At 65.4% G+C, this 18,224-nt stretch carries 10 protein-coding genes; 6 read left to right on the top strand and 4 right to left on the bottom strand.

Going from position 1 to position 18,224, the window contains the following annotated elements; translation table 11 throughout:
• Positions 1–7: 7 nt before the first annotated feature.
• A complete protein-coding gene (locus F3J45_RS25585; protein WP_205300679.1) occupies positions 8–2,089 on the top strand; it encodes an AAA family ATPase in 2,082 nt (693 codons plus the stop codon).
• A 127-nt stretch (positions 2,090–2,216) separates the two neighbouring features.
• Here F3J45_RS25585 and F3J45_RS25580 read toward each other — a convergent pair whose 3' ends face one another.
• Positions 2,217–3,602: an aldehyde dehydrogenase family protein gene (locus tag F3J45_RS25580; protein ID WP_167069717.1), complete on the bottom strand. Its 1,386-nt coding sequence runs from the start codon at positions 3,600–3,602 to the stop codon at positions 2,217–2,219.
• A gap of 107 nt (positions 3,603–3,709) precedes the next feature.
• On the opposite strand from F3J45_RS25580, the gene F3J45_RS25575 reads away from it, so the two are divergent.
• The 3 genes from F3J45_RS25575 (at position 3,710) to F3J45_RS25565 (ending at position 5,851) form a co-directional block, all read left to right on the top strand.
• The gene (locus tag F3J45_RS25575) at positions 3,710–4,576 is read left to right on the top strand and encodes a LysR family transcriptional regulator (RefSeq protein ID WP_167069782.1); all 867 of its coding nucleotides are present in this window, start codon (positions 3,710–3,712) and stop codon (positions 4,574–4,576) included.
• A 60-nt stretch (positions 4,577–4,636) separates the two neighbouring features.
• A complete protein-coding gene (locus tag F3J45_RS25570) occupies positions 4,637–5,089 on the top strand; it encodes a carboxypeptidase regulatory-like domain-containing protein (RefSeq protein ID WP_167069715.1) in 453 nt (150 codons plus the stop codon).
• A 240-nt stretch (positions 5,090–5,329) separates the two neighbouring features.
• Positions 5,330–5,851 (top strand): acyloxyacyl hydrolase, encoded by a 522-nt coding sequence (locus F3J45_RS25565; RefSeq protein ID WP_167069713.1) that lies wholly within the window; start codon positions 5,330–5,332, stop codon positions 5,849–5,851.
• 95 nt (positions 5,852–5,946) lie between these two features.
• On the opposite strand, the gene F3J45_RS25560 is transcribed toward F3J45_RS25565, so the two are convergent.
• The gene (locus tag F3J45_RS25560) at positions 5,947–8,082 is read right to left on the bottom strand and encodes a TonB-dependent siderophore receptor (RefSeq protein WP_167069711.1); all 2,136 of its coding nucleotides are present in this window, start codon (positions 8,080–8,082) and stop codon (positions 5,947–5,949) included.
• A gap of 389 nt (positions 8,083–8,471) precedes the next feature.
• Here F3J45_RS25560 and mntP point away from each other — a divergent pair, with 389 nt between their 5' ends.
• A complete protein-coding gene (gene mntP / locus F3J45_RS25555) occupies positions 8,472–9,038 on the top strand; it encodes a manganese efflux pump MntP (RefSeq protein ID WP_167069709.1) in 567 nt (188 codons plus the stop codon).
• Between the two features lie 124 nt (positions 9,039–9,162).
• Here mntP and F3J45_RS25550 read toward each other — a convergent pair whose 3' ends face one another.
• Both F3J45_RS25550 and F3J45_RS25545 read right to left on the bottom strand, forming a co-directional pair.
• Positions 9,163–10,581 (bottom strand): efflux transporter outer membrane subunit, encoded by a 1,419-nt coding sequence (locus F3J45_RS25550; RefSeq protein ID WP_167069707.1) that lies wholly within the window; start codon positions 10,579–10,581, stop codon positions 9,163–9,165.
• A 17-nt stretch (positions 10,582–10,598) separates the two neighbouring features.
• Positions 10,599–11,366 carry a helix-turn-helix transcriptional regulator gene (locus F3J45_RS25545; RefSeq protein ID WP_167069705.1) on the bottom strand — a complete coding sequence of 256 codons (768 nt, stop codon included), beginning with the start codon at positions 11,364–11,366 and terminating at the stop codon, positions 10,599–10,601.
• 419 nt (positions 11,367–11,785) lie between these two features.
• On the opposite strand from F3J45_RS25545, the gene F3J45_RS25540 reads away from it, so the two are divergent.
• Positions 11,786–18,121: a non-ribosomal peptide synthetase gene (locus F3J45_RS25540; protein ID WP_167069703.1), complete on the top strand. Its 6,336-nt coding sequence runs from the start codon at positions 11,786–11,788 to the stop codon at positions 18,119–18,121.
• Positions 18,122–18,224 lie beyond the last annotated feature (103 nt).

Genomic DNA, 18,224 nt, shown 5'->3' with positions numbered 1-18,224 from the left:
AGCGGGCTTGACCCGCGAAGCAGGCACCTCGGTCCATGGCACCGGCATTGCCGGTGTTCGCGGGGCAAGCCCGCTCCTACAGTCGGCCCGCCGCCGTGGGTTTGCCGGCACAGACAACCCAGCATCCGCGCCGGAAAGTTGCTATCGTGCCCGGCAGTTTCCACCCGAGGTCCCGATGTTCTACCTGCCCCTGCCCAGCGACCAGGCCGACCGCCTGGCCAGCGTGCCCACCGCCACCGATTTCTTCCCGGCCGCCAGCCTGCTGCAGGCTGCCGCGGTACTGTTCGTGCAGAACCTGCCGCGCCAGCCCGCCAGTGCTTCGGCCGACGCCCAGGAGCGCCGGTTCGCCGAAATCGTGCGCATCGCCAATGAGGTGGAGCAGGCCGCGCCCGGGCGCTTCCAAGGGCAGGTGGCGCAGCATTTCGACAGCGAGGCGTTCGCCATGGGGTTGGGCATGCTGGGCGAGAACGGGGTTGGCCTGTTGTCGGCCGAAGTCGCCTACCAGGCCGACGAGCTACAGGACGAAGAGGGTCAGTGGAATTTCCAGTTCGCTGACCGCTACCGTCAGCGTGTAACACCCTTGCACCCGGTTCACCTGCCGTCATTGGCCAGCGACCTGATGCTCAGCGACCAGCAGAACCGCCTGTTGCGCGAATTCCTTTCCGGCGTCGACGAGTCGGTGGCCGTGCAGGGTTTTGCCGGCACCGGCAAGACCTTTCTCATCCACCAGTTCGCCCGCGTACTCGACCCCCAGCGCACCCTGCTGCTGGCCCTCACCGAAGGCCAGCTGCGGGCCTTGCAGGCACGGGTCAAGGACGCTGCAGCCTATACCGCACTGACCTTTGGCCAGCTGGCTGACGAAATCCTCAACCGCGACCTCACCAGCAACGGCTGGCGCCTGCGCGACCCCTACCGCACCAAGCGCTCCTGGCGCCCGCAGGAGGCGCAGGTGGTGCGCTGGCTGGGCATCCCCGACATCGGCCCGCTGGCCGCGCACGATGTAGTGGCCCTGTGCATCAAGGCCGTGCGCAGCTTTTGCCGCAGTGGCGATACCCAGCTGCAGCTGCACCACTTGCCCTGGGCGGGGCCGGGAACCACACCGCTGGACCAGGAGGTGCTGCTGGAAAAGGCCCGCCTGTACTGGCAAGAGCTGATTCGCCCTTCGGCGCGGGAGATTCAACTGCCGGTGCGCGATTACCACCGGATCAAACTGCTGTCGTTGACCGCCGAGGTGATCGACAGCCGTTACAGCCATGTCATCGTCGATGAAGCCCACGAGCTGTCCGCGCCGATGCTCGCGGTGCTCGACCGCACCCCGCAGGCGGTCATTGCCCTGGGCGACGAACTGCAGAACCTCAATGGCCTGAGCCCGCACCACGGCAGCTTCATCCGCCAGCGCTGCATCGACCACTCCCTGCGCGCCGGGCCTGCAATGGACGGCGTGCTCAACCCATTGATCCAGGCCCACCCAGCGGCGATCCAGGCGGCCTTCAGCGGCAGTGCCGAGCATTACACGCGGGTCAGCTTCTTCGACACCGTGGCGGTGCCTGAACAGCCAACCGCCTTGATCGTCGATGACGAGTGGGGCCTGTTCGGCTGGTTCCAGCGCCTGACCCACCAGGGCGTGCCGTTCGTGCTGCTCCAAGGTGCGCGCAAGGACTTCGAATTGTTCGTCGAAGACTGCATCGAGCTGTACCGCTACGGCACCCGGGCGCGGCACCCGATGCTGTTCCGCTACCCGAGCTGGCAGGCGCTGGAGCAGGACAAGGGCGATGACAAGGCGTTCGTCGCGGTGGCCAGCATGCTGCGCAAGGGCTATACCCCCGAGCACTTCGCCAAGGCCAAGAGCCGCTACCGCTGGGACAAGGCGCCCAAACTGTTCCTTGGGCGGGTGCGGGATGTGCGGAACATGGAGTTTGCCCGGGTGATGGTGTCGCCGGAATTGATGGTGGCGCCGAGTTCGGCGGGCAACCGCAATGAGCGGGCGCGGATGTTGGCGGGGTTGTACACCGCGTGCTCGCGGGCGCGGCATGAATTGATCGTGCCGGGGGGGATGTTGGACTGGGTCAAGGACCAGGTTCGGGGTTAAACGTGCCGGGGCTGCCTTGCAGCCCTTCGCGGGGCAAGCCCGCTCCTACAGGTAGCGCGAAGCAGCGCAAATCGGTGTAGGAGCGGGCTTGCCCCGCGATGGGCCGCGAAGCGGCCCCGGTACCAGATCAGTTACGGTCCAGCCACACGGTCTGCGCATTGGTGAACTCGCGCACGCCAAAGTGCGACAGTTCCCGCCCAAACCCGCTCTTCTTCACACCACCGAACGCCACACGGGGGTCGGACGCGCAGTAGCCGTTGATGAACACGCCCCCGGTATCCAGCGCTGCGGTCATGCGCTCGGCCAGTGCGTAGTCGGCGGTGTAGATGGTCGAGGCCAGGCCGAACTCACTGTCGTTGGCCAGTTCCACCGCATGGTCGGCGTCACGGGCGGTGATGATCGCCGCCACCGGGCCGAACAGCTCCTGCTTGAACGCGGTCATGTCCGGGGTGACGTTGGCGAACACGGTCGGTGCGTAGAAGTTGCCCACGCCCTCGACCTTGTTGCCGCCCAGCAGCAGGGTAGCGCCTTCGGCAAGGGTCGCCTGCACCTGGCCATCGAGCTCGTCACGCAGGTCGTAACGGGCCATCGGGCCGATGTAGGTGTCGTCTTCCAGCGGGTTGCCCACCTTCAGCTTGCGCGTGGCTTCAACGAACTTCTCGGTGAACGCCTGCGCCACGCTTTCTTCGATGATCAGGCGCTTGGCCGCGGCGCACACCTGGCCGGTGTTCTGGTAGCGGCCGATCACGGCGGCTTGCACGGCAGCGTCCAGGTCGGCATCGGCCAGCACGATGAACGGGTCGGAGCCGCCCAGTTCCAGCACGCACTTTTTCAGCGCAGCGCCCGCTTGGGCGCCGATGGCCATGCCGGCACGCACGCTGCCGGTCAGGGTCACGGCGGCGATACGCGGGTCGTTGATGGCGCGAGTGACGCCGTCGGGGGTAACGTTCAGCACCTCGAACACGCCCTCGGGCAGGCCGGCGTCCTTGAACAGCTCACCCAGCAGGTAGGCGCTGCCCATTACGTTCGGCGCATGCTTGAGCACGTAGGTGTTGCCCGCCAGAATGGCCGGCACTGCGCCACGCAGCACCTGCCAGATCGGGAAGTTCCACGGCATCACCGCCAGGATCGGGCCCAGCGGGCGGTACTCGATGCGGGCTTTCTCGACCTGGGTTGGTTCGGCGGCGAGCATCGCCGGGCCGTGCTCGGCATACCATCGGCACAGGCCAACGCACTTGGCCACTTCACCGCGGGCCTGGCTGATTGGCTTGCCGATTTCCCGGCTGATCATCTGCGCGAAGGCCTCGGCCTTGGCTTCCAGGGTGCTGGCCAGGGCGAGCAGGGCTTCGCTGCGCTGACCCAGCGACACTTGGCGCCACTGGCGGTAGCCAGCCTTGGCACGTTGCAACGCCGCTTCCAGTGCGGTGTCGGTGTCGAAGGGATAGGCGCCAATCTGTTCGCCGCTGTGCGGGTCGACGGAGATGGCGTGGGTCAGGCTGCTGATCGCACTCATGGCAGGGCACTCTCGTTGTTGTTAATCAGTGACGCCAGACTAGTGGGCTACAGCTTTATTGAAAACTGAATAATAATGAGCGAAACATTCACGTTTGGAGAATGACTGTGGACCTGGTGCAACTGGAAATCTTCAAGGCCGTGGCCGAGCAAGGCAGCATCAGCGCTGCCGCCCAGCATATCCACCGGGTGCCGTCGAACCTGACCACGCGCATCAAGCAGTTGGAGGAAGACCTGGGCGTCGAGCTGTTCATTCGCGAGAAAAGCCGCCTGCGCCTGTCTCCGGCGGGCTGGAACTTCCTCGAATACACCCGGCGTATCCTCGACCTGGTGCACGAGGCCCGCTTGACCGTGGCCGGCGAGGACCCCCAGGGCACCTTCGCCCTCGGCTCGCTGGAAAGCACCGCGGCGGTGCGCATTCCGGCCCTGCTCGCGGCCTACAACCAGCGCTACCCGAAAGTCGACCTCGACCTTTCCACCGGGCCCTCCGGGACCATGCTCGAAGGCGTTTTGTCCGGGCGCCTGGTGGCGGCATTCGTCGACGGCCCGGTGCTGCACCCAACGCTTGAGGGCATGCCGGTGTTCGAAGAGGAAATGGTGGTGATCTCGCCGCTCAACCACCCGCCGGTGGCCCGCGCCCAAGACGTCAACGGCGCCAGCATCTACGCCTTCCGCGCCAACTGCTCGTACCGCCACCACTTCGAGAACTGGTTCGTCCAGGACCAGGCCGTGCCGGGCAAGATCCACGAGATGGAGTCGTACCACGGCATGCTCGCCTGCGTCAGTGCAGGTGCAGGGCTTGCCATGCTGCCGCGCAGCATGCTCGACAACATGCCCGGTTGCAGCACGGTAAGCGCCTGGCCGATGCAGGAAGATTTCCGCTACCTCAAGACCTGGCTGGTGTGGCGCCGTGGCACGGTATCGCGCAGCCTGAGCATGTTCGTGAAACTTCTCGAAGAACGGCGAGCGGCATGAACGCCGGCGTTGGGCGGGGTCAAAGCTAAGGTAAGCCATCTCCTGAAGGAGGAGCTGACCATGCGTAACCATCACTATGCCTTGGGCGCCACGCTGCTGATCGCACTGGCGCTGCCCTGGACCCTGGCCGCCGCTGCAGAAGTGGACGACCACAATGCCCCCATCGACATGCAAGCCGTGCAGTTGCAACCGCAACAGCAGAACGGCGTGCGTTACCTGGAGGGCGGCATCGGCCAGGATGAGGCCAACGCCTTGCGCCACACCAAGGGCTACAACCTGCATGTCGAACTGTCGACCGGCGCCCACGGCCAATTCGAAAGCGGCGCCGCCGTGGATATCCAGAATGCCCAAGGTAAGACGGTGCTGAACGTGCAGGATGCCGGCCCGCTGTTGTACGTGCAGTTGCCTCCAGGCAAATACAAAGTGATTGGCGATGCCAACGGCAGTACCGTCCAGCAAATGGTCACGGTGAACGGCAGTAGCCCGGCAACCGCCAGCTTGAACTGGCATTGATCGAAGCGCCCGGGCGGAGTACATGTGTACTCCGCCAGGGGCGGGCCTTATGATCGAATGGCAGGGTCAATAGCAGGCGAAAATAGCCAATCGTGGCATTCACCTTCATATTTCTGATTTACTGGACAATAATCATAGAAGTATTACTTCTTGTGACTGGGCTGGATGTGCCAGTCACGGTGATAAATCGAGAGGCACGAGCCTCCGTTTGCCTGCGTTGACCATCAGGAGAAGTCATTGATGAAAACTCGTCTCGCCGCGTCGCTGGCCGCCGCCGTGCTCGCCTTTGCCGGGGCCAACCTGGCCCAGGCTGCCCAGATTTCCGGTGCCGTTGGGGCCACCAGCCAGGGCGACATGACCTACCGTATCGGCATGTCGTTCGACTGGGACAAGAAATGGCTGGAGAGCAGTACGGGTTTCCTGAGCGGCTACTGGGATGCTGGCTACACCTACTGGGAAGGTGGCGATGCCAGCGGGGCTCATTCGCTGTCGTTCAGTCCGGTGTTCACCTATGAGTTCAGCGGTTTCACCTACACCCCGTACATCGAGGCGGGTATTGGCCTGGCGGCGTTCTCCAAGACCGAGGTGGGTGACCAGCGCTTGGGGTCGTCGGTCAACTTCGAGGACCGTATCGGCTTTGGCCTGAAGCTGCCGGCTGAGCAGAAAGTGGGGATTCGCGCCATTCACTATTCCAATGCCGGCCTCAAGCAGCCGAACGATGGCATCGAGTCGTACTCGCTGTTCTATAGCAAAGGCTTCTGACGCTGGGGCTGCGCTCGCTCCTACCCACCCTGAGCGCAATCCCCTGGTAGGAGCGACCACAGGTCGCGATGGGCCGCAAAGCGGCCCCATCCCCCTTAGAACGTGTAGGAAACCCCAGCCTGCACCGTCCGCGGCGCACCCGGGTACACGTAGGTATTGAATGCTCCTTCGTCATACCCCTTGTTGAACAGGTTCTTCACGTCCAGGTTCAAGCGCACGTGCTCGTTGACCTTATAGAAGCTGAGCAGGTCAACCACGCTGTAGCGCTCCATGGTGTAGGTGCTCGCCGCCGTTTGCCCGGCGCGATCGTCCACATACTTCACACCCACCCCCAACCCCAGGCCCTTGGCCAGCCCGTCCTGGAACTCATAGGTGTTCAGCAGGCTGAAGCTGTTGCGCGGGATGTTTGCAAGGTGCGTACCGGTGGGCAGGGTATTGTCCTTGGTCACCTCGGCATCCACATAGGCATAGCCGCCGATCACCCGCCACTCGGGGGTCAGGTTGCCGGCGATGTTGATGTCCAGGCCACGGCTGCGCACTTCGCCGGCCGCCACGCTGTAGGTGCCGCTCGGGTCGTTCGGGTCGCGGGTCAGCACGTTTTCCTTGACGATGTGGTAGATCGCCGCGTCGATGCTCAGCTGGCGGTCCAGCGCCTCCCACTTCACGCCCAGTTCATACGACTTGCCTTTCTCCGGGTCGAAGCCGGTGCCTTGCAGGCTGGCGCCGCTGTTGGGCTTGAACGAGCGGGCGGTGTTGGCATACACGGCCACGGTGTCGGTCAGGTCGTAGACCACGCCCAGGCGCGGGGTAACGCCGTTTTCACCCTTGGTGAAGTCGCCGGCGTTGTTGAGCTTGTTGTCGTAGTCATGTTCGAAGCGCTCGAAGCGCACCCCGGCCAGCACTTTCAGCCGCTCGGTGAGGGCCACCTGGTCCTGGACGAAGGCTGCCCAGGTCTTGAGGTTTTCCTTGTCGTGAGTGGTGGTGCGGGTCAGGGCAGGGCGCGCCTGGCCCAGTACCGGGTCGAAGATGTCGATCGGGTAGGCCGCCGCCCCTGCGGCCGAGCGCAGGATGATCGAGTTGTAGTCGTAGTCTTCGTATTCCACGCCGGTCAGCAGGGTATGGGCGAATCCGCCGGTGTCGAAGTGGCCGGTGAGGTTGAGCTGGTAGTCGCGGTCAGTCCATTGCAGCTTGCGGTAGTTGAAGTTGCGCCCCAGGGTGTGGCCATCGGCCTGCAGGCCGTTGGCTTCCACGGCATTGCCCTTGAGCGAGCCGTCCAGCCACTGCAGGCCACCGCCCAGCGCCCAATTGTCGTTGAGCTGGTGCTCGAAGCGCAGCTGGGCCATGTCGTTGTCGTTGTGCAGCAGGTTGTCGCTGCCTTTTTCCCAGATGTTGGTGTCGCGTGAGGCCGTGCCGCGCTGGCCGGGCAGGCGGGTCAGGCCGCGGTCCAGCGGGTGATTGTTACGCATGAAGTCGCCTTCGAAGATGATCTTCGTGGCGTCGTTCACCTGCCAGCTGATCACCGGTGCAACGTCGTAGCGTTCGCTTTCAACATCGTCGCGGAAGCTGTCGCCCCCTTCACCCAGCACGTTCAAGCGGTAGGCCAGCGAGCCGTCGCTGTTGAGCGGGCCGGTGGCGTCGAGGGTGGCGCGGTGCATGCCCTGGTCGTCGAGCTGGCTGCCCAGGGTTACCTTGGGCTCGCTCAGCGGCTGTTTGCTGACCACGTTGAACGTGCCACCGGGGTCGCCACGGCCGTACAGGCTGCTGGCCGGGCCGCGAATCACCTCCAGGCGCTCGACGGTATTGGCGTCGGGGGCGTTGGGGTAGCCGCGGTTGATCGGAAAGCCGTTGCGGTAGAACTCGCCGGTGGTGAAACCGCGCACCGTGAAGGTGGTCAGGCCCTGGCCGCCGAAGTTGTTGGCACGGCCAACGCCGCCGGCATAGTCCAGGCCGTCCTGCAGGCGCGTGGCACCGGTGTCGGTGAGCACATCCTTGGACACCACGCTGACCGACTGCGGGGTTTCGTGCAAGGCCGTGTCGGTGCGGGTGGCGCTGGCCGAACGGCTGGCCTTGTAGCCTTCCACCGGGCTGTCGGCGCGCTCGCTGTCGGCGCTGCTGGTGATGCTCAGGGCCTGGAGTTCGATCTGGGCCGGCTCGTTGAGTGAGTCGGGCTCGGCGAAAGCCAGCGGGGAAACAGCATGAAGCACACAAAGCGAAACGAATGTGCGACGCATCGACGTACGATCCTGGAGTAGGGCGCTGAAGGAGGGTGTAGGAAAACGGCGCGACACTACTACGAATCATTATCAAATGCATTCTTTTTAAGGTGTACTGGTGTACCAGATACCGGTTGCCATCGGGGTCGGTATTTTCGCGGGGCAAGCCCGCTTCTACAGGGGGATGACACACTTCACGCAATTTTCACCTGGGGCTGGTATGATCGCGCCACTCTTTGGGGAGTAGCCTGCTTTCGCGCCCTGCGAACGCGCGCTGGTCAACATATTTGGCAACCTGCCATGGCCAGCGCATCCACTCGGATTGGCGAGACCAACGACCTTCCTGCAGCCAAGCCGGGCCTGCAGGTCGTCTGTCGTTGACTCGTTGCCCGGCTGGAGCTTTTTCGTTGAATCCGATTTCCATTGTCTTCCTGGCATTCGCCATGTCTACCGATGCCTTCGCCGCTGCCATCGGCAAAGGGTCGAGCCTGCACAAGCCACGCCTGGCCGAAGCCCTGCGCACGGGCCTGATCTTTGGCGTGATCGAGGCCATTACGCCGGTGATCGGTTGGTTGCTGGGCCAGGCCGCCAGCCAGTATGTCGAGCGGTGGGACCACTGGATCGCCTTTACCCTGCTGTTGCTGCTAGGGGCACACATGGTGCATGCGGGCCTCAAGCCAGACGCTGAAGAGGAAGAAAAGCAGGCCCAGCATTCGTTCTGGATCCTGGCGGTAACTGCCGTGGCCACCAGCATCGATGCCCTGGCGGTAGGCATTGGCCTGGCCTTTGTCGAGGTGAATATCTGGGTAGCGGCCACCGCCATTGGCCTGGCGACCATGACCATGGTGACCCTGGGCACCATGCTTGGGCGGGCACTGGGTTCGGTGGTGGGCAAGCGGGCCGAGATCATGGGCGGCATCGTGCTGATGCTGGTGGGGGCGACCATTCTTTATGAGCACCTGACAGCCGTTTGAGCAACCCTGGCGCTTAACCGCGAACCTTGTAGGAGCGGGCTTGCCCCGCGAACACCGGCAAAGCCGGTGCCATGCACCGCGTCGCTAGCTTCGCGGGGCAAGCCCGCTCCTACAGGGCCAGCTTTTAGCGCACCTGCTGGCCGGTAATGCCATCCTCCTGCCACCCACCACCCAACGCCGCATACAGGTTCACCTCCGCCAGCAACTGCGCCAAGCGGTCACTGATCAACCCTTGTTGCGCCGTGAACAGCGACCGCTGGGCATCGAGAAAGGTCAGGCTGCTGTCGACGCCAATTCGGTAGCGGTGCTCGGCCAGCCGGTAATAACGCTGGTTCGAGGCCACCAGGTCATGCTGGGCCTGCAATTGACGCTGGTAGGTGCCCCGCGCGGCCAAGCCATCGGCCACTTCCTGGAACGCGCCCTGGATGGCCTTCTCGTACTGCGCCACCTCGATATCCTTTTGCAACCTGGCATAGTCCAGGCTGGCTCGCAGGTTGCCGGCGGTAAAGATCGGCAAGCTGATCTGCGGCTGGAACAACCAGGTGCCGCTGCCCGCATCGAACAACCCGCTCAACGCGGGGCTGGTGCTGCCGGCATTGGCCGTGAGGCTGATACTCGGGAAAAACGCCGCCCGCGCGGCGCCGATGTTGGCATTGGCTGCGCGTAGCTGAAGTTCCGCCTGGACGATGTCAGGGCGGCGCTGCAACAGGTCCGAGGGCAGCCCCGCCGGCAGCCCGGCGATCTGCTCATCGGCCAGGGGCAGGGCGGCCAGGTCGCTGGCCACCGGCGCCCCCACCAGCAAGGTCAGCTGGTTGAGGTCCTGGGCGACCTCGCGCTTGTACCGGGCCACGGCCGCACGGGTGCTGTCGACGCTGGTCTGCGCCTGGATCTGGTCCAGCGCCGATACCGTGCCGGCACGGCGCTGGCCGCGCGTCAGGCGCAAGCTGCGCGTGTCGGAGTCCAGGGTTTGCTGGGCCAGCACCAGCAACTCCTGGTCGGCGCGCCAGGTCAGGTAGGCGCTGGCCACGCTGGCCACCAGGCTGAGCCGGGTGCTGCGCTGGGCCTGCTCGCTGGCCAGGTAGGTCAGTAGCGCCTGGTCGCTCAGGCTGCGCACACGGCCGAACAGGTCCAGCTCGTAGGCGCTGACACCCAGGGTTGCCGCGTAGGTCGATGAGATTGCACCTTGGCCCGTCCCGGTCATGCCCCGTGGCAGGTACTGGCGCGAGCCCTGGGCATCGGTCGATAACGTGGGCAGCAGCTCGGCGCGCTGGATACGGTACTTGGCCCGATACCCCTCCACGTTCAACGCCGCCGTGCGCAGGTCGCGGTTATTGGCCAGGGCGCTGTCAATCAGCTGGCGCAGCACTGGGTCGTGGAATACCTGCTGCCAGCTTTGCCCTGGGCTAGCTGCCAGCGCATCGCCCTGATAGGCCGGGCCTTGCGGGAATCGTTCGGCCACCGGAGCCTCGGGGCGCTGGTAGTCAGGGGCCAGGGTGCAGCCGCACAGCAGGGCGGCACACAAGGTCAGGGCGTGTCGGGGCATGGCAGGCTCTCGTGCGGTCAAGCGCCGGCCATCCATTTCGTCAGGCCGTGGCGGCCACTGACCCCCAGCTTGGCGGTGGCGCGTTTGAGGTAGGTTTCGATGGAGCTGTTCTTCACGTTCAGTTTCTGCGCCATTTGCGGCACTGTGCCGCCGGTCAGCAGGCCCAGGCACACCTCCTGCTCGCGCACTGAGAGCCTTACCGCTTCCTGTGCCAGGCGCTGGCCGAAACGCTGGCGCAAGGCGCCGCTGTCAGGCTCTGGCCAGGCGGGGCTGGCATTGGCCAGGGTCAACTGCCCTAGCAGCTGGCCGTGGTGCTCGACCAACGGCAGCAAGGTGTCGGAAAGGCTTTTGAGTTGTGACAGTTCAGCCAGGGAGAACGCGCGCTGCGGCTCGCGATGAAAGCAGATCACCCAGCGCCGGTCGCCACTGCAGGAAACCAAGTGGCATTGGTGGGGATGCTGGGCATCTTGCGGCGCCTTGAACTCGATCAGCAGCGGGTCGTCCATCTGCATGATGCGTTGCAACAGCGGGTGGCGCAGGGTGTCATGCGCAGGCCCGGGTTGCTCTTGCCCGGCGCTGCCCAGCAGACGGATGTGGCTGGCGGCGCCTTGGTGGATATCCAGGGTCCACTCCGTGAGGTCGAGGCGGTGGACCGGCACCTGGGCATTGACCAGGCGCAGCATCTGTTCGGCAAAACCCTGGGCGCCGGTGCTGGCGATCAGTTCGCCCAGTTGCAGGTACAACTGCGGGTCGGGGCGGTGTGCGAGGCTGTCGGTCAGCTTCATGTCCTTTTTCCTTGGTTCAAAGCGCTACTGCGGGTGGTCTCGCGGTCGAGTCCTCCGGGGGCAAGCAAGTGGGGGTTAGCGGCTATTCAAGCCCGCTTGGGCTGGCGCGTCTGTAATGGGAAACCGGGACAAAAAATGCCACTCATCGTGGTGTGAAAGGGCAGGCACGGGGGCAGGTTACCCCGAGGTCGTTGGCGCGAAGCCAGCAATTTGGCGTCATAAAGGCGTCTATTCATGGCATTTACTGACTGATTGGTCGCCCGGTAGGCCATCGCAGGCGGCGCGCTGTGGCAAATCGCTTACAGGTTTTTCAGCCTACACGGCTGCGTACTCGGATTGTCCGGGTTTCGGGGGCCATACAGGCCAGGGCCGCGGTGCTTGAATCCGCGGATGCTCAAACCAGAAGGATCTGAACCCCCATGCCTGCCGCCGAACCGTTTGCCCTCACTGTTGCCCAGCGTGATATCTGGCTGGACCAGATCGGCCATGGTGACTCACCGCTGTACAACATCGGTGCCTATGTGGCGCTCGACGGCGCGGTGGATAGCCAACGGCTGCACAAGGCCGTGGCCCACCTGGCGAGCGTGCACGAAGGGCTGCGTACGGTGCTGGTGGCAGCGCCAGGGCCGGGCGGCATACCGTGCCAAACCTTTGTAGAAGGGCTGCAGGTGACACTGGGTGAACACGACCTGCGCCACCACGACGAGCCCTTTGCCGCGGCCCAGGCGCTGTTGACCGCCTGCATGCAACAGCCCTTTGCACTGGAGGGCGAGGCGCTGTGGAAGGCGCAGTTGATTCGCCTGGGCGAGCGGCGCTACCTGCTGGCCTTGCAGGCCCATCACCTGGTGCTCGACGGTTGGGGGGTGGACCTGTGGTTCAAGCAGGTGGCCGACTACTACGGCCTGCTCGGCCAGGGCCTGCCGCTGCCAGAAGCAGCGCCGGGCTACCGGGCCTTCATCGAGGACGATGCCCACTACCAGGCATCCTCCCGCCATGGCCGCGACCGCGAATACTGGATGGCCAAGTACCAGCAATTGCCCGATGCCTTGCTGGCCCCCCGCGAACGGGGCGCATTGGCCGATGGCGACCCCAGTGCGGTCCTCGACCTGCCGTTCGACAGCCGCCTGCTGGCGCGCATGCGAGCATTGGCTGGCGAGCTGCAGGCTTCGGCGTTTCATGTACTGCTGGCGGCGATGCATGTGTGCTGTACGCGCACCTGGCAGCGGGATGAATGGGTGATCGGCTTGCCGGTGCGCAACCGCGCCAATGCGCGTTTCAAGTCGACGCTGGGCCTGTTCACCCAAGTCAGCGCCTTGCGCATGGATTTTGGCCGCAGCCAGCCCTTCGCCGGGTTGGTGCGCAGTATCCGCGATGCCCTGAAGCAGGATTTTCGCCATCAACGCTTCGCCCTCAGCGAACTCAATCGCGCCTTGGGCGCCTTGCGCGAGGAACGGCCCCAGCTGTTCGAGGTGGTGGTGTCCTATGAGGAAGATGCCAACGAACTGCGCTTCGGCGATGCTTGCGGCCATACGGTGATGGTCTGCAACCGCCATGAACCGACCCCTTTGAGCTTGCACCTGCGGTGCAACCCGCACAGCGGAGCGGCTTGGCTGCACCTGGTGCACAACCTGGCCTGGTTCAGCGCCGATGAAGTCGCCGCCCTGGCCGAGCGGCTGCTGCATGTGCTGCAGCAGGGCCTTGAACAGCCAGACCTGAGCATCGCCGATTTCGACCTGGTAACCGCCCGCGAACAGGGCCAACTGCAGCAATGGAGCCATGCGCCTGCAACGCCTGCGCCCGAACAACTCATCCATCGGCGCATCGAAGCCCAGGCCAAGGCGCGACCGGACGCGCTCGCGGCCGTGCACGAGGGGCAACGCCTGAGTTACGCCGAGCTGGACCGCCGCGCCGGCCTGCTCGCCCAGCGCCTGGCCGCCCTCGGCGCCGGCCCTGAACAGCGCGTGGCGGTGGTGGCCCAGCGCGGGCTGGACACCCTGGTAGGCCTGCTGGCGGTGCTCAAGGCAGGTGCCGCCTACGTGCCAATCGACCCGGCGCACCCGCACGAGCGCCTGGCCTATCTGCTGGCCGACAGCGCGCCGCGCGTGGTGCTGACCCTGTCCCACCTGAGCGCCGGCCTGCCGGAGCATGGTTTGCCTCAGCTTGAGCTGGACCGCCTTGACCTTCAGGCGGCAGGAACCACGCTGCCCGCTGTGGCGCCACAGAACCTTGCCTATGTCATCTACACCTCCGGGTCCACCGGTTTGCCCAAGGGCGTGATGGTCGAGCACCGGATGCTGGCCAACCTCGTCGACTGGCACTGCAACGCCTTCGGCCTGGGCCCAGGCCGGCATCAGTCGAGCCTGGCAGGCTTCGGTTTCGATGCCATGGCCTGGGAGGTCTGGCCAACCCTGTGCAGCGGCGCAACCCTGCACCTGGCCCCGGTGCGAACGGGCGGTGAAGACCTCGATGCCCTGCTGCGCTGGTGGCGCGCGCAACCCCTGGACGTGAGTTTCCTGCCCACCCCGGTGGCCGAACATGCCTTCGCCCAGGGTGAACTGCACCCGACCCTGCACACCCTGCTGATCGGCGGTGACCGCCTGCGGCGCCTGGCCCGTGAACGGCGCTACCGGGTGGTCAACAACTATGGGCCGACTGAAACCACCGTGGTCGCCACTTCGGGTGAAGTGCATGCAGGTGGGCCGCTGCATATCGGCGGGCCGGTGGCCAACACCCGGCTGTATGTGCTGGACGAGCAGCGCCAGTTACTGCCGGTGGGCGCCGTGGGCGAACTGTACATTGGCGGCCGGGGCGTGGCCCGTGGCTACCTGAACCGCCCGGAATTGACCGCCGAGCGCTTTGTCCAAGACCCGTTCAACCCCGAGCCAGGCGCACGCATGTACCGCAGCGGCGACCTGGTGCGCTGGCTGGCCGATGGCACCTTGGAATACCTTGGGCGCAACGATGACCAGGTGAAGATCCGCGGGGTGCGGGTGGAGCTGGCGGAGATCGAATCCGCCCTGTGCCGCCATGCGGGTGTGGCGGAGGCGTTGGTGCTGCTGCGCGACCATCAACTGCAAGCCTGGTACATCCCCGCTGCCCAGGTGACGTCCCGCGCGCTGCATGAGCACCTGCGTACCCAGCTGCCCAGTGCCTTGCTGCCCGCGGCGTACATCCCGCTGGCAGGTTGGCCGCTCACCGCCAACGGCAAGCTCGACCGCCGCGCCTTGCCGGCGGCAGACGAAGCAGCCCAGGTGCGCCGCGAGCATGAGGCGCCACAAGGCGATATCGAGCGGCGCCTGGCTCAGCTGTGGGCCGAGTTGCTGCAGGTGGAGCGGGTAGGGCGCCAGGACCATTTCTTCGAGCTGGGCGGCCACTCGTTGCTGGCCGTGCAGCTGATCGAGCGCATGCGCCAGCAAGGCTTGCAGGCCGACGTTCAAGTGCTGTTCGGCCAGTCGACCCTGGCCAGCCTGGCGGCGGCAGTGGTGGTCGGCGATGCCCAGGTGGTCCCGGCCAATGGCGTGCCGCCAGGTTGCCAGCGCATTACCCCCGGCATGCTGCAGCTCACCGAACTTGACCAGCCGACCCTCGACCGCATCGTGGCGACAGTGCCGGGTGGCGGCGCCAACGTGCAGGAAATCTACCCGCTGGCGCCGCTGCAGCAGGGGTTGCTGTACCACCATGTTTCCGATGCCCACGACCCTTACCAGCAACAGGCGCTGTTTGCCTTCCCCAGCCACGCGCGCTTGCACGCCTTCATCGGCGCCCTGCAGCAGGTGATCGACCGCCACGACATCCTGCGCACCAGCCTGGCCTGGGAGGGCTTGGCACAGCCTCAGCAGGTGGTCTGGCGCCAAGCGTCGTTGCCGGTCGAGCACTGGGCAGGCGCTGCGCCGCAGCATGACCTGGCTGCACAGTTGTGCAGTGCTTACCACCCGCAACAACGGCCACTGGACCTGCGCCGTGCGCCAATGATGGCAATGGTCGTTGCCCAAGACGCGCCGCAGGGCCGCTGGTTGGGCTTGCTGCGTTTCCATCATCTGGTCAACGATGCGGTGTCGCTGCAGGTATTGCTGGGTGAGCTCGATGCGTTGCTGCAAGGCCACGGCGAGCGGTTGCCGGCACCGGTGCCATACCGCGACTACGTGGCCATGAGCGGCAACGCCGAGCGCCAGGCTCGCCACGAGGCCTATTTCTGCAAGCAACTGGCCGGTGTCGAGCCAGCCGCGCCGGTTCCCGGCCTGGGCGGCGTCGCGGTAGACGAGCGCGACCTGCAAACCCACAGTGAAATCCTCGACCCCGCACTCGCGCAGCGGTTGCGCCGCCAGGCGCGCGACCAGGGCGTTAGCCTGGCCAGCCTGCTGCACCTGGCCTGGGCGCAGGTGCTGGGTAGCCTGACCGGCCGTGACGAGGTGGTGTTCGGTACCGTATTGCTGGGCCGGGCAATGGCGGGCAACGGCGCGGATCGCGCCCTGGGCATGTTCATCAACAGCCTGCCCTTGCGGGTGAAACTGGCGGGCGTAACCCTGGGCCAGGCCTTGGGCGAAACCCATGTCAGCCTGGCGGCCTTGCTCGGCCACGAGGATGCTCCGCTGCTGCTGGCCCAGCGCTGCAGTGGCTTGCCAGCGGGCACGCCGCTGTTCAACAGCCTGATCAACTACCGCCAGGGCGCCTTGCCCCAGGGCGAGGTGTTGCCGGGCATCCACCTGCTGCAGGCCAGCGAGGTGCTGAGCCATGGCCTGGTACTGAGCGTCGATGACCTTGGCGACACCTTGCAACTGGCCCTTCGTGCCCCGCGTGCGGTAGGCGCGCCACGGGTGTTGGGGTATTTGCTGTGCACCTTGGGCCAATTCGCCGAAGGGCAAGGCACCGCGCTGACCGCCATGTGCAGCGTTCCAGCCGATGAGCAGGCGCGGCTTCTGCAGGCGTTCAACCAGAGCGACGACCCTCGCAGCCCCGTGGCCAGTACCTGGCCTGCGCTGTTCGAAGCGCAAGTGCGGCGTACACCCCAGGCTATCGCCCTGCAGGCCGAAGGCGTCAGCCTCGATTATCACGCGCTCAATGCCCAGGCCAATCGCCTGGCGCACCACCTGATCAGCCTGGGCGTGCGGCCGGATGCGCGGGTGGCGGTGTGTATCGAGCGCGGCGTGACGATGCTGGTCGCGCTGCTGGCGGTGCTGAAGGCGGGCGCTGCGTATGTACCGCTCGATCCTGGTTACCCCGAGGAGCGCCTGCGTTTCATGCTGGGCGACAGTTCACCGGCCGTGGTGCTGGTGCATGGCGCTACCCGCGGCCTGTTCGACCGTGACGCCGTGCTCGACCTGGACGTTGTCACCTGGCAGGCCTGCAGCGCCGAGAACCCGCAGGTGCCGGGCCTGGGGCGAACCCAGTTGGCTTATGTGATGTACACCTCAGGCTCCACCGGTACGCCCAAGGGGGTGATGATCGAGCACCGGGGGCTGTGCAACTTGATGCACTGGGGGTCGCAGTTGTGCCCGCCAAAGCCGGGCGATGCCTTGCTGCAGCGGGCGCCTTTCAGCTTCGACGGCTCGGTGTGGGAGCTGTTCTGGCCGCTCAGCGCAGGCCTGAGGCTGGTGTTGGCGCGCCCTGACGGGCACCGGGATCCAGCATACCTGGTGCGCTTGATACAGGACCGCGAGGTCAGCATCGTGAAGTTCGTGCCAGCGCTGCTGCACGCGTTCCTGGAAGAGCCGGGTGTCGAGCGCTGCACGAGCCTGACCGATATCTTCTGTGGGGGCGGCGAGCTGACCTTGGCGCTGCTTCACGCACTGCGCCAGCGCCTGCCTGGGGTGCGGGTGCACAACGTCTACGGGCCCACTGAAGCGACGGTCGACAGTACCGCCTGGACCTTGCAGCCCCATGAGCCATTACCGGAGCTGGCGCCGCCGATTGGTCGGCCGATTGCCAATACGCGGTTGTATGTACTTGACGCCCACGACCGGCTGGTGCCGTTGGGGGCGGTGGGGCAGTTGCATATCGGCGGCGTGGGTGTGGCGCGGGGGTACCTGGGCTTGCCGGCACTGGAGGCCGAGCGCTTTATCGCCAGCCCCTTCGTCGAGGGTGACCGGTTGTACCGCACGGGTGATCTGGTGCGTTACCGGCTCGACGGTGAATTGGACTTCCTTGGGCGCAATGACTTCCAGGTCAAGCTGCGTGGCTTGCGGGTGGAGCTTGGGGAGATCGAGGCTGGGTTGTTGGCGTACCCTGGCATCGGGCAATGTGTGGTGCTGATGCGTGAGGAGCGGCTGGTTGCCTACTTCACCTGCCGTGACGGGCAGGTGGCGCCGGCGTTGGAGGTGTTGCGCAGCCACCTGTTGGCGCGGATGCCGGAGTACATGGTGCCGCAGGCGTTCGTTGCGCTGGGGGTGTTGCCGTTGAGTCCCAATGGCAAGGTTGACCGCCAGGCACTGCCGGCGCCGGGTGAGGAGGCGGTAATCAGCCGTGACTACCAGGCGCCGCGGGGGGAACTGGAAACGGCATTGGCGGCGATCTGGACCGAGGTGCTGAAGATCGAGCAGGTGGGGCGTGAAGATAACTTCTTCGAGTTGGGGGGGCATTCCTTGCTGGCGGTGAGCCTGGTGGCGAGGATGCGGCAGGCGGGGTTGCATGTGGATGCGCGGACGTTGTTCAGCGGGCCGACGTTGGCGGAGCTGGCGGCCAATACGCGGTTGGAGGGGGTTGAGGTTGTGATCGCGCAAACGACGATACCGAGCCTGGGCAAGCGCAGGAGAATCTAGCGCGAATCCCCGACTTTGCTCCTCCTCCTCCTCCTGCTCCTGCTCCTGCTCCTGATCTTGCTTCTAAGTGCGCGGTAGTTCAGGCAACACAAATTGCGACCTC

It is taken from the genome of Pantoea sp. Ap-967 (assembly GCF_011752565.1).
Classification (GTDB): domain Bacteria; phylum Pseudomonadota; class Gammaproteobacteria; order Pseudomonadales; family Pseudomonadaceae; genus Aquipseudomonas.
This window is presented reverse-complemented; position numbering and strand designations above follow the sequence as displayed.

Coding starts and splice junctions, on each gene's coding strand:
- F3J45_RS25580 (WP_167069717.1), bottom strand. CDS start 3,602: ATGAGTGCGATCAGCAGCCTGACCCACGCCATCTCCGTCGACCCGCAC.
- F3J45_RS25570 (WP_167069715.1), top strand. CDS start 4,637: ATGCGTAACCATCACTATGCCTTGGGCGCCACGCTGCTGATCGCACTG.
- F3J45_RS25565 (WP_167069713.1), top strand. CDS start 5,330: ATGAAAACTCGTCTCGCCGCGTCGCTGGCCGCCGCCGTGCTCGCCTTT.
- F3J45_RS25560 (WP_167069711.1), bottom strand. CDS start 8,082: ATGCGTCGCACATTCGTTTCGCTTTGTGTGCTTCATGCTGTTTCCCCG.
- F3J45_RS25550 (WP_167069707.1), bottom strand. CDS start 10,581: ATGCCCCGACACGCCCTGACCTTGTGTGCCGCCCTGCTGTGCGGCTGC.
- F3J45_RS25545 (WP_167069705.1), bottom strand. CDS start 11,366: ATGAAGCTGACCGACAGCCTCGCACACCGCCCCGACCCGCAGTTGTAC.
- F3J45_RS25540 (WP_167069703.1), top strand. CDS start 11,786: ATGCCTGCCGCCGAACCGTTTGCCCTCACTGTTGCCCAGCGTGATATC.